The organism is Pseudarthrobacter sp. NIBRBAC000502770, from assembly GCF_006517815.1.
Lineage (GTDB): Bacteria > Actinomycetota > Actinomycetes > Actinomycetales > Micrococcaceae > Arthrobacter > Arthrobacter niigatensis.
Genome location: NZ_CP041198.1, coordinates 1057737 through 1069618, shown reverse-complemented (window position 1 = coordinate 1069618; position 11882 = coordinate 1057737). Strand labels below are relative to the sequence as shown.

The window sequence follows — 11882 nt, the reverse complement described above, 5'->3', positions numbered from 1 at the left end:
TCGGTCTAGGACTCTATCCGGTCGTCGTGGAGAACGTTGAATCCCCTGCCTGTCAAGGCGGTCCGCAGCTCCACCCTGTCGTCCAGGGCGATATTCACGCCCTTCACTTCCTGCCATACTTCGTGGCCGCGGCCCGCCACAAGGATGGTGTCCTGTGGACGTGCAAGGGCTACAGCGTGCCGGATGGCCTCCGCACGCGGGAAGACCTCCTGCAGCTCGGAGCCAAGGGACTCGTTGTCGAGGGCTGCACGGGCGCCTGCCATGACATCGGCGCGGATCGCCGCAGCATCCTCGTCATGGGGGTCGTCATCGGTGATGATCACGGTGTCGGCGAGGCGGGCGGCGATGGCTCCCATGGCCGGCCGTTTGCCCTGGTCCCGCTGCCCTGTGGCACCGAAGACAACGATCAGGCGCGAATCCGGTTCCGGTGAGCGGACCGCTTCCAGCGCGCGCGCCAGGGCATCGGTGTTGTGGGCGAAATCCACTACGGCGGCCGGCCGGTGGGAGACCAGCTGCATCCGTCCGGGCACCGCTACCGTGAAGGGGTCCGCGGTGTCCAGCGCAGCCTGCAGGGCAGCAGTATCGACGCCGGAGGCCAGGACCATGAGGACGGCCAGGGCGGCATTGGCGACATTGAAGCTGCCGGGCAGCCCGGTGTGGACCTCGAGAATGGCGCCGCCGGGTCCGCTGAGCGTGAACCCGGTCCCCAGGCCCCGTGGCGAAGCAGCAGTGACGGTCCAGTCCGCCGGGCCCGATCCCGTGGTGCTGAGCGTGGTGACCGGCACCTGGGCGGTGCCGGCCAGCCGCCGGCCCCACTCGTCGTCGACCGTTACAACTGCCCGCCGGGCACGGCCCGGCGTGAAAAGCTCTGCCTTGGTGGCGAAGTACTCCTCCATGGTGTTGTGAAGGTCCAGGTGGTCCTGGGTGAGGTTGGTGAACCCCGCGACGTCGAAGAGGAGCCCATCCACGCGCTGGTATGAAATGGCGTGCGAGGACACTTCCATGGCTGCCGCGTCGAGCCCACGTTCGCGCATCAGGGCAATAAGGCCGTGCACCTCGGTCGACTCCGGAGTAGTCAGGAGGCTTGGAATCGGCTCCCCGCCGGCCAGGATCTCGATGGTGCCGATCAGCCCGGTCTTCCGGCCCAGGGCGCGCAGCAGCGAGGTGATGAAGTAGGTGGTGGTGGTTTTGCCGTTGGTACCCGTGACACCGAAAAGCTGCAACGGGTCCCCGTCTGAGGGCTGGCTCCCATAGATCATGGCCGAGAGCGGCCCCACCACGTTGCGGGGTTTCTCGACGACGAGCACGGGTACCGGCGTTTCCGCCGAGAGCGCGAGCAGGCGGGCTCCGGCGTCGTCCGTCAAAACGGCCACAGCCCCGGCGCCGATGGCGTCAGTGGCAAAGTCGGCCCCGTGCCTGCTGGCACCGGGCAACGCCACGTAGAGGTCCCCGGGCTCCACGGTGCGCGAGTTGAGGGATATGCCGGTGATCTCCATGTCGGCGGCCGGAGCGGGTATCGCCACGCCGAGGGCCTGCCCGACGGCGGCCAGCGGAACAGGCGCTACGGCTGCAGGGCGGAAGCGGCCTGCTTTCTCATCCCGGGCAGCGTCGCTGCCGGGCGTGGTGAACTCTGACAAGGGGATCTCCGATGGTGCTAGTTCGCCCGGCATGGTTCTCCCCGGGCACTGTGATGCGCTGGATGCTGCTGGTACTTCCGGCCTGGAACAGCTGCTACTTGGCGTACTGGGGCAGCCTGGCCGGCTCGCCGGTTGAAGGCTGGACGTTGTAGGTCCGCAGCGCCTGGCTCATCACGGACCGGAACACCGGCCCGTTGGTGATGCCGTAAATGCTGCCCTTCGGCCGCTGGAGCACCACCTCCACAATAAACCGCGGATCATCCATTGGTGCCATTCCCACGATGGAGGCGGTGTAGCCGCAGTAGCCAGGCTTGCCGTCGTCGCAGGGCGATTCGGACGTACCGGTCTTGGCCCCCACCCGGTAACCGTCGATGCCGGCATCCTTGATTTCGCCCTCGGTGACGGCACTTTCCAGGATGTCCTGGACCTGGTGGGCCGTGCTGTCCGAAACGACCTGCCGGGACGGCTGGGCGGGCACTTTCTCCTCGGTGCCGTCCGGCGAAATGTAGGAATCGATCAACCGCGGCTGCAGCATGACGCCGTTGTTGGCGATGCTTTGGTAGGCGCGGACCGTCTGGAGCGTGGATTGGGATACGCCCTGCCCAAACAGGACGGTGTACTGCTGGCGCCCGTCCCACTGGTCCGAGGGTGTCAGGATGCCCGATGCGGTGGCGGGCAGCCCGATATCCGGGGCTTCGCCAATGCCGAACTTCTTCAACCAGTCGTAGCGCTGTTCCTTGCTGAGCCGCTGGCCCGCCATCACGGTCCCGGTGTTCATGGAGTATCCAATGATTCCGGCCAGCGTCCGTTCCTCCGTGCCATGGGTGAACGCGTCGCTGAACGTCTGGCCGTCAACCGTGTAGGTGGGTGGAATGGTGAACGTATCCAGCGGCTTGGCCAGGCCCTCATCGATCACGGCTGCTGCCGTCATCATCTTCTCAACCGAACCTGGCTCATATGCCGCGGTCACGGAACGGACTCCGCGGTCCTTGGCGGCCACAGCGCCGGGGTTATTGGGGTCGGGGGCGTTCGTGTCGGCCAGGGCCAGCAGGTTGCCCGTCTTGGCATCCATCACGATGATGACGCCCCACTCAGCGCTCAGTTTGTCTGCCTGGCTCTGGATGGCCTGCTGGGCAAAGTACTGGAGATCGGAGTTGAGGGTGAGTTTGACATCCTTGCCGTTCTGGGGCGGCGTCAGCTCGTCCAAACCAACCGGGATCCGGAGCCCGTCGGCACCGATCTCGAACAGTCTCTTGCCGTCCGTTCCCTTCAGCTTGTCATCCTGCGTCTGCTCAATGCCGGCCTGCCCGGTGGTCCCGTCCTGGAGGAATCCCACTACTCCTCCGGCCACGGCACCGTTGGGGTATACGCGCTTGCTGACGCCCTCGGCGACGATGCCTGGAACCTGGAGCTTGGAGATCCGGTCCTCGACGTCTGGCTTCACGTCCTTGGCCACAATGTAATACGGCTGCGTTCCGGTGACCGCGTCGCGGACGGCATTTGTGTCCATACCCAGGGCCGCCGCAAGTTCGGAAATGGCTTGGTCGCGGCTGACGTCCACCAACTTGTCACGGCCGTCAGCCTGCGGCTCATACCGCTTGTAGGACTCGGTCTTGGTGTTGACCCGCTGGTCAACCACGATGTTGTAGCGGATCACACTGTTGGCCAGGACGGTGCCCCGCGAGTCCAGGATGCTGCCGCGCTCGGCGGGCAGGATGGCCGAGGTCATGCGGCTGTTCAGGGCAGCTTCGGCCATGCCGCCGACATCCAGCCCCTGGACCAGGAAGAGCTTGCCGCCCACCACCAGCAGGAGTGTGAGCATAATACCCAGTCCCAGGCGCAATCGCTTTGTGGCGTTGGGTACCTTGCTTTTTACTGCTTTGCCGGTCGTCTTCGCCACCGTGAATTTCCTTGCTGCTCGACGCTGCTGCCTGGCCTGCGTGCCAGCCTACTGGCCGGGGACCTTTTGCTGGGGAGCCGGCACCGAGCCGCCGTGAAGTTCAGGGGCCGGAGTTGCTGCCGCCTGTGCGGCTGCGGCCTGGGCAGCGGCCTGGGCCTGTGCTGCCGCCTGGGCCGCTTCCGCCGCGGGGGCGGAGGAAGTGCGGCCTGCAACGGGAGCTGGTGCGTTGCCGGCGGCGGCGTCCTTGGCGGACGGTACGATCAGCTGCCCTGCGACGGCCGGCGCGGGGATCACCGCTCCCGCGGGTGCCCCTTTGACTGCGGGGGTGGCTTTTCCAGTTACCGAGAGCGTGGAGAGGTCAATCTGGCCCTTGACGGTGGAGGCGACCATTCCGAGCTCGGTGGCCTTGGCAGCGAGGTTCTGGGGAGCTTCGAAGCTCTGCACCTGCTGGGTCAGGTCCTGGTTGGTCTTTGTCAGCGAGCTCTGCTTGGCGCGCAGCTCCACCAGCTGATACTGGGCGGTGGACACAGAGATGTTCAGGACCAGCACTGCCACCAGGGCCACTGCGAGCATGGCAAAGCACAGCACGACGAAGGGCGCACGGCGCTTCCGCGGGGCCGAGCGGACCACGGAGAGCGGCGTGCGGGCCTTCTGTCCCCCGCCGGGTTTGCCCGCCGGCCTGGTGGCGGGCGCCGAGCTACCGGAAACAACGGGAAAGTTCTTGACGGCGGCGGTGCTCATGCAGCTCTCCTGGCTCTGATTCGTTCTGCCGCACGAAGCCTGGCGGAGGCAGCACGCGGGTTTTCGGCGATTTCGACGGCGGTGGGCACCTCGGTGCCTTTGGTCAGGGTCTTGAGTTCGGGTTTGTGTTCCTCCAGTTCCACCGGAAAACCGAGGGGAGCCGAAGATTTGGAGCGGGACTGGAAGACGCCTTTGACGATCTTGTCTTCCAGCGAGTGGTAGGACATGACCACGATGCGTCCGCCCAGGGCCAGGGATTCGACGGCGGCAGGAACGGCGCGTTCCAGGACGTCGAGTTCTTCGTTGACCTCGATCCGCAAAGCCTGGAAGGTCCGCTTGGCGGGATGTCCACCCGACTTGGCAGCGGAGGCCGGCACCACGGAACGGATCTGTTCCACGAGTTCGCCGGTGGTGGTGAATTCCTTCACGGCACGCGCCGCTACGATCCTGTTGGCGATCCGGCCGGCGAACTTCTCCTCGCCCCATTTGCGGATGATCCGGACCAGGTCTTCTTCGCTGTAGGTATTGACCACGTCCGCGGCGGTTTGGCCACGGCTGGTATCCATTCGCATGTCCAGTGGCGCGTCGAAGGAGTAGGCGAATCCCCGCTCACGTTCGTCAAGCTGCAGGGAGGAGACACCCAGATCCATGAGGATTCCATGTACCTCGGCCACGCCGAGGTCGGCCAGGACATCCTGGATCTCGTCATACACCGCGTGGACCAGGTCAGTCCGGGCTGCGAACGGTGCCAGCCGCTCCCTGGCGAGTGCCAGGGCTTCCTCGTCGCGGTCAATGCCGATGAGGTGGAGGTCAGGGAACCGCTGGAGCATGGCCTCCGAGTGGCCGCCCATGCCCAGCGTGGCGTCGACGGCAATGGGGGTTTCGCCGCGCAGTCTCGCCGCCTCGAATCCAGGTGCCAACAAATTGATGCACCGGTCGCGAAGGACCGGTACGTGGCGTTCGGACGTGGGCTTGGGTTGATCGGTCACGCCTTGTCCTTTCCCGCCGTCGTTGTCCCCTGCTGTTCCTGGGATCAGATCCCCATCCGCGCCTACCGTCCTGCCCGCCTGGCTCCGGGGAAGGTGAGCCAGGTTGGCAGCCGATGGGCCGGCTGGAGATCTCATCCAAGAAACGTCCCTGCCGTTCCCTCCGGGATTCAGAGAATGCCCGGGATGGGATCGTCAGTTTCGGAAAAGGCTGTTTCCTTCTCCGCGAGGTATTCATTCCAAGCCTGGGCGTCCCAGATCTCGGCGCGGGTACCGGCGCCGATGACGGCAAGTTCCCTTCCGAGTCCTGCATACTCCCGGAGCGCCGGTGGAATAGTCACGCGCCCCTGCTTGTCAGGTACCTCGTCCGAGGCTCCAGAGAGAAAAACGCGGATGTAGTCACGTGCCTGCTTGGAGGAGATTGGAGCCTCCCGCATCTGCTCGTGGACCCGCGCAAATTCCTTCTCGCTGAAGACGTAGATGCAACGTTCCTGGCCCCTCGTGAGCACCAGGCCGCTGGCAAGTTCATCGCGGAACTTAGCGGGGAGAATGATCCGTCCCTTTTCATCCAGACGCGGCGAGTGAGTGCCCAGAAACACTGGCCCACCGCCTGTCCGCCGTCAGGAACTGCACATCCCCTATGTTGCAACCACCCTCTTATGTCCTCCACATTACTCCACTTTCCACCACAGTCAACGCAAAACCGCCCCCGACGAGGGCAAATATTGGGAATCATCCCGCGAAATGCCGCGGATTCGAGGCGGTGGTGGGAAGTGGAGGAATTTCCCGCCAGCGGCGCCCGCGGATTGCGGCGGGACGCAGGGGCGGGCGGTATTCGCAGGAAATTGCCACTTAAATGCGAAAAGACCCGCCGGAGCGGGTCTTTTCGCATCAATCCCCATGGTCAGGGGAGCGAAATGGAGGAGCCTGGAGCCGGAACGCGGCCAGCCCCGTGCCGGGGGTTAGGGTTCACCCCTGCGACGTTCATCCCAGCGCTCTTCCAGGCTGCTCATGAAAGAACTGCGCTGCTTGCCGGTCTTTCCGCCCCCCGCCTTGGATCCGGGTTTGCCGCGGGAGCTGCGCATAGTGGCGAAGTAAACCCCGCCGCCCATCACCACAAATCCCAGCACACCCACAAGGATGCTCTGCAGCGTGACGCCCACCAGCAGCAGGAACACGCCGGCCAGCGCAGCGAGGACGCCGATGACCACATGCCTGGTTGACCATGAACGCCCGGGATCCGAACCCATGGAGTTCGCGAATTTCGGGTCGTCCTCGTGAAGCTGCTTCTCAAGCTGCTCAAGCAGCTTCTGTTCGTGCTCCGACAGCGGCATCACGACCTCCTTTTGTAGGCCAACGTCCGGGCTGATCCCAGCCACTACCTCTACTCCGTAGAACGCCTGCCATTGCTGGAAAGTTCCCGCCTGGCCGGCCTTGGCCAACAGGGGAACCCAGCATGCGGTCGCGGGAGCGGGAGCATGTCCAAGAGGGTCCGGCAGTAAGTCCATTCACTCGAAACTATGTATCTATAAGGATAGATTGTCGAGGGCTGATCTGAAAGACGGCAATGACTTCGGCGGACCCCGTCAGGCGGGCCGTTCGGTACTGCCGTCCGGCCGGTTTCCGGGCTCCATCAGACGGGCGGGAAGGACCGATTTGTCGCCGAATTTAAGCGCCACTTGGTCGAGTACCTGCTCGGCCACGCGCCAGTTGTCATCCCTGCGGTCGATGCTCAGCTGAAGCGAGGTCCGCGCTGCTTCCTCAAGCTGTTCAGCCCTGACTCCCACCAGCCGCACGGCCATGGCCCTGGTTCCGACGGACTCGAGGAGCTGGAGTGCCACGGCGTAGAGCAGCTGGGCGCTGTCCACCGGGGTCTGGACCGTCCGGCTGCGGGTGATGGTGGAGAAATCGGCGAAGCGCAGTTTCAGGGCCAAAGTGCGCGCCACCATTCCGGAACTCCGCAGGCGGCCGGCGGTGCGGTGGGAAAGGCGGAGCAGCTCCCGTCGAAGGAGGGCATCGTCGTCGGTATCTGTGGCAAAGGTCTCTTCCGCGCCGATGCTCTTTTCAAGCCGCACCGGCGTCACCCGTCGGGGATCGATGCCCCAGGCGAGCTGGTGGACGTGCTCCCCCGTTGCGCCGAGGACCTTCTTCAACGATGACACTGGAGTTGCGGCAACGTCAGCCACGGTACTGATTCCCATCTTCGCCAGCACCTCCTTGGTCTTGGCGCCCACCCCCCAGAGGGCACCCACGGGCAGGCTGTGCAGGTACGGCACCGTCTGGTCAGGGCCGATGAGCAGCAACCCGTCCGGCTTGCACCGGGTGGACGCGATCTTGGCCACGAACTTGGTCTCCGCAATGCCCACCGAGGCGGTGATGCCGAGCTCGGCTGCCACCCGGCGTCGGATCAGCTCCCCGATGCCGCGGGGCGGTCCCAGCCTGCGGAGCGCACCTGTGACGTCAAGGAAGGCCTCGTCAACGCTGAGCGGCTCGACTAATCCGGTGATGGATTCAAAGATGGCCATCAGCTGCCCGGAGACTTCGTAATAGAGCTTGTGCCGCGGCTCGATCACCACGGCCTGAGGGCACATCCGCAGCGCCACAGCCATGGGCATCGCAGATTTAACGCCGAAGTCCCGGGCCTCGTAGGAGCCGGAGAGGACTACTGAACGCTCACCAGGGAAGCCGACGATCACCGGCTTGCCACGCAGTTCGGGCCGCGTCCGCAGCTCCACCGAAACGAAGAAGGCATCCATGTCGACGTGCATGATGCAGGTACGCCGGCGGCCCTGAAGGCGCTCGGCGGATACCTGGTTCATACCTGCTGGCCCCACGGCTGCAATCCTATCCGTTTGTCAGGGCGGGACCGGTTTGTCGGGAGCGCATTGCATGCTGGCTAAACTGGAGGCTGGTTCCGCCAACAACACCAGGAGGAAAGTCTTCGTGACGGCTATTGGATACTTGAAGCCAGCTGGCCTGGCCGCGCTTGCCGCTGTTGGGGCGCTGGTCCTGGCCGGATGCAGCCAGACACTGTCCGGACAAGCCCAGCCGTCCCCGTCCGTCTCCGCCTCCCAATCCGCCCTTACGGCTTCACCCAGCCCCTCGGCGTCGCCCAATACGTCCGCCACCGTGGGCGCCGTGGTGGCGGGCTTCCCGCAGCAGCTGCTCCCGCTCATGACGGGGGCGACGGTGGTATCCAGCAGCTTTGACAAGGCTTCCACTCCAGCAACGGCGGCACTTGTGGGCACTGTGACGGCTCCCACCGCAGCCGTTATCGACTTCTACACCAAGGCTCTGGAAGACCAGGGCTTCAAGGCCGTCCCCGGAGACAAGGTGGGCGGCGTGGCCTCCAAGGATTTCGTCCGCGGTGACAACGAGACTGTCAACCTCTCCGTGGTTGAAGCCGCGGGCGTGGCCACCTTCACCATCGGTGCCAACGTGGCAGCTGAGTCAGCCAAGTGACGGCCGCCGAGCAGCTGAGGAACGAACAGGCCGACTTCGTGGCGGGGGTGGCCGGTGAACTCACCGGCTTCCTGACGGCACGGCAATCCGTGATGTCCGGCATCTCCCCCGACATCGAACCCATCATGGGCTCGATCTCCAACCTGGTGACCGGCGGGAAGCGCCTCCGCGCCCTCATGTGCTACTGGGGCTGGCGGGGCGCCGGCGGCGAGGCGGGTGCGGGGCAGGTGGTGACGGCCGGCGCAGCGCTGGAGCTGTTCCAGGCGGCCGCCCTGATCCACGACGACATTATCGACCGTTCAGACACCCGGCGGGGCGGCCCCAGCGTGCACCGCCGTTTCAGCCAGCTGCACACCTCGCAGGGCTGGGCCCTGGACAGCGAACGGTTTGGCCAGGCGGCTGCCATCCTCGCGGGCGACCTTTGCCTGTCCTTCAGTGAGGAGGCGTTCACTGACATCGGCGAGCGGGCCGCATCCGGAAGCAGGGCGCGGCTGATCTTCAACCTCATGCGGGCCGAGGTCATGGCGGGCCAGTACCTGGACATCCTGGAGGAGGTGGCTGGTCCGGTCCGGGACCGGGCCGGTGCCGTTGGAAGGGCACAGTCGATCATCCGGTTCAAGAGCGCAAAGTACTCCACGGAACACCCCCTGGCCCTGGGCGGGGCCCTGGCGGGCGCCACCAACGATCTGCTCCGGGGCTACTCAGCGTTTGCCCTGCCGCTGGGCGAGGCATTCCAGCTGCGGGACGACGTCCTGGGTGTGTTCGGCGATCCGTTGACCACCGGCAAGCCCGCGGGCGATGACCTGCGCGAGGGGAAGCGGACGGTCCTGGTGGCACTGGCCCTGGACCAGGCGTCCCCGGAGGAGTCGGCCTTTATTGATGCAAGCCTCGGCAGCCCCGATTTGTCTGACGCTGACATCCTGGAAATCCGGCGGATCATCGAGGATTCCGGTGCACTGCAGGCCACCGAAGTCCTCATCAGCGAATTCGGCGCGGCAGCTTTCGAGGCTCTCGACGGGCTTGAATTGGAAGACTTGCCTAAAACCGCCCTCCGGCGGCTGGCTGAGGCAACGGTCAGCCGAGCCTCCTGAAGGAGGCTGTTACCAGGCCAGGGTTTGGGCCCGGCGCCGGATTTCCGTCTTGCGGCCTTCCCGCAGGGCGTCGATGGGACGGCCGCGGAGGGATTCGTCCTCGGTGAACAGCCACACGATAAGGTCTTCATCCGAGTAGCCGGCATCGGCCAGCACCACGATGGTTCCCTTTAAGCTGTCCACCACCTGGCCGTCCTGGATGAACTCCGCGGGCACCGACCGGATTTTCCGCTCGCCCACGCGCAGGGCCGCCAGGGAACGCTCGTCAATCAGGCTGTGCACCTTGGTGACTGAAACATCCAGCAAACGGGCGACGTCGGGCAGCGGCAGCCATTGGCCCACCAGGTTTTCTACATTACTCACGGATCAAGGTTGCCACGCCGGCCGCCCCGGCGCCTAGTCGGGGCAATGGAATGCGCCCCTGGCCTGCGGACACTCCCGAAAAGAAGCCTTTACCCGAATTCTGAAACTTCTTGTGCTATCCGCAAATTCATGAGAGATTCACACACATCACAGTTGTAACACTATTAACTTAAGTCACAGTAGTATCAAGATTGACAGCGGCATCCCCGTCCGCGTCCGCACCCGCAGTTGAGAAGAGGATTCTTTCCGATGACGATGTCCCGCTCGCGCAAGCAGCCCCCCAAGCCGAGTCTGCCCATGATTGCCGCTACCACAGCGGCGCTGCCAGCGGTCGTCCTGTCATCATTGGCCCTCGCCGAGCCGGCCACGGCCCAGCAGCCCGTGAGGAACATTCCCAGCAGCCTCGCGGCAGCAATGCAGGCCCAGGCCGAAGCGAAAGCGGCCGGTGCCATCATTCCTGCCGCCGTTGTCTCCACCACCATTCCCGCAGCGTTCCAGCCCGCGCAGCCGGCAGCACCCGCGGAGTACACGATCGTCCGCGGGGATACCGTCAGCGGGATCGCCGGCCGTTTCGGGCTGGCTACCGGGGACATCCTGAAGCTGAACAACCTGCAGGCCAACACCATCATTTACCCGGGCCAGAAGCTTAAGCTGTCCGGCTCGGCGGAGCCTGCCGCTCCCGCTCCCGCACCGGCCGCGGCCCCTGCAGCGCCGGCACCCGCGGGCGGGGCAACCTACACGGTTAAGGCCGGGGATACCCTGGGGGCCATCGCCGCAAAGCACAACGTGTCCCTTTCGGACGTCTTTGCCTGGAACAACCTGTCCATGCGCTCCATCATCTATCCGGGACAGAAGGTCAAGGTGGGCGGCGGCGACGCCGCTCCTGCCCCCGCAGCCCCGGCACCGGCAGCCCCGGCCGCGCCGGCACCTGCGCTGGCAAACACCTCCGCTCCGGCAACAGGCTCCTACACCATCAAGGCGGGCGATACACTCTCCGCCATTGCGTCCCGGCACGGCGTCAAACTGTCGGACCTCCTCGCAGCCAACAAGCTGGGAATGACCACTGTCATCTACCCGGGCAGCAAGCTGGTCATTCCCGGGGGTGCCAGCCAGCCGGCTGCACAGCCCGCGGCAGCACCCCAGCCGGCTGCCGCACCCCTGGTGCCAAGCTCCTTCCTGGGATTCAGCTACCCGGCCGCTGTTGTCAGCTCAGCCAACGAAAACAAGGCACTCCTGAACGCTTCTCCCGTTCCTTCCCGGGATGAAATGAAGAACATCGTTGCCGACACTGCACGCCGCATGGGGGTGGATACCTCGCTGGCCCTGGCTTTCGCATACCAGGAATCCGGTTTCAACCAGCGGTCCGTCTCGCCGGCCAATGCGATCGGCACCATGCAGGTCATTCCCAGCTCCGGACAGTGGGCCTCTGACCTGGTGGGACGGAAGCTGAACCTTCTGGACCCGTATGACAATGCCACGGCCGGCGTGGCCATCATCCGGCAGCTGCTGGCCACCAGCAAAGACCAGGACACCGCCATAGCTGGTTACTACCAGGGCCAGTACTCGGTAAGCAAGTACGGCATGTACGACGACACCAAGGCGTACCTCGCGGCCATCAAGGCACACCAGAAGAACTTCAGTTGAGCTTCGGCCACTGACAGCTGCAAGTCTGCGGGTCCGAACCGTTACCGGTTCGGACCCG

General features: G+C 65.0%; 11 protein-coding genes. 3 read left to right on the top strand and 8 right to left on the bottom strand.

Annotated elements, in window-relative coordinates:
* Positions 1-5 precede the first annotated feature (5 nt).
* The 7 genes from NIBR502770_RS05205 to dinB all read right to left on the bottom strand — a co-directional run bounded on the left by NIBR502770_RS05205 (position 6) and on the right by dinB (position 8083).
* Positions 6-1637: a UDP-N-acetylmuramoyl-L-alanyl-D-glutamate--2,6-diaminopimelate ligase gene (locus NIBR502770_RS05205; protein ID WP_141183329.1), complete on the bottom strand. Its 1632-nt coding sequence runs from the start codon at positions 1635-1637 to the stop codon at positions 6-8.
* Positions 1638-1731: 94 nt separating this feature from the next.
* Complete coding sequence (locus NIBR502770_RS05200) at positions 1732-3537, bottom strand: penicillin-binding protein 2 (protein ID WP_141181232.1); 1806 nt, start codon at positions 3535-3537, stop codon at positions 1732-1734.
* Between the two features lie 48 nt (positions 3538-3585).
* Complete coding sequence (locus NIBR502770_RS05195; protein ID WP_141160857.1) at positions 3586-4278, bottom strand: hypothetical protein; 693 nt, start codon at positions 4276-4278, stop codon at positions 3586-3588.
* On the bottom strand, positions 4275-5267 hold the full coding sequence (gene rsmH, locus NIBR502770_RS05190) for a 16S rRNA (cytosine(1402)-N(4))-methyltransferase RsmH (RefSeq protein WP_141181231.1): 993 nt from the start codon (positions 5265-5267) through the stop codon (positions 4275-4277). Before rsmH ends, NIBR502770_RS05195 begins: the two co-directional genes overlap by 4 nt.
* A gap of 167 nt (positions 5268-5434) precedes the next feature.
* The gene (gene mraZ, locus NIBR502770_RS05185) at positions 5435-5863 is read right to left on the bottom strand and encodes a division/cell wall cluster transcriptional repressor MraZ (RefSeq protein WP_141181230.1); all 429 of its coding nucleotides are present in this window, start codon (positions 5861-5863) and stop codon (positions 5435-5437) included.
* Between the two features lie 363 nt (positions 5864-6226).
* Entirely contained in the window at positions 6227-6598 is a 372-nt protein-coding gene (locus NIBR502770_RS05180) for a DUF3040 domain-containing protein (RefSeq protein ID WP_141160860.1), read from the bottom strand.
* A gap of 252 nt (positions 6599-6850) precedes the next feature.
* On the bottom strand, positions 6851-8083 hold the full coding sequence (gene dinB, locus NIBR502770_RS05175) for a DNA polymerase IV (RefSeq protein WP_141181229.1): 1233 nt from the start codon (positions 8081-8083) through the stop codon (positions 6851-6853).
* 124 nt (positions 8084-8207) lie between these two features.
* Here dinB and NIBR502770_RS05170 point away from each other — a divergent pair, with 124 nt between their 5' ends.
* Entirely contained in the window at positions 8208-8726 is a 519-nt protein-coding gene (locus NIBR502770_RS05170) for a hypothetical protein (protein WP_141181228.1), read from the top strand.
* A complete protein-coding gene (locus NIBR502770_RS05165; RefSeq protein WP_141160862.1) occupies positions 8723-9817 on the top strand; it encodes a polyprenyl synthetase family protein in 1095 nt (364 codons plus the stop codon). Before NIBR502770_RS05170 ends, NIBR502770_RS05165 begins: the two co-directional genes overlap by 4 nt.
* 9 nt (positions 9818-9826) lie before the next feature.
* Here NIBR502770_RS05165 and NIBR502770_RS05160 read toward each other — a convergent pair whose 3' ends face one another.
* Entirely contained in the window at positions 9827-10180 is a 354-nt protein-coding gene (locus NIBR502770_RS05160) for an Rv2175c family DNA-binding protein (protein ID WP_168223113.1), read from the bottom strand.
* A 249-nt stretch (positions 10181-10429) separates the two neighbouring features.
* Between NIBR502770_RS05160 and NIBR502770_RS05155 the strand changes: the two genes are divergently transcribed.
* Positions 10430-11824 (top strand): lytic transglycosylase domain-containing protein, encoded by a 1395-nt coding sequence (locus tag NIBR502770_RS05155; protein ID WP_141181227.1) that lies wholly within the window; start codon positions 10430-10432, stop codon positions 11822-11824.
* Positions 11825-11882 lie beyond the last annotated feature (58 nt).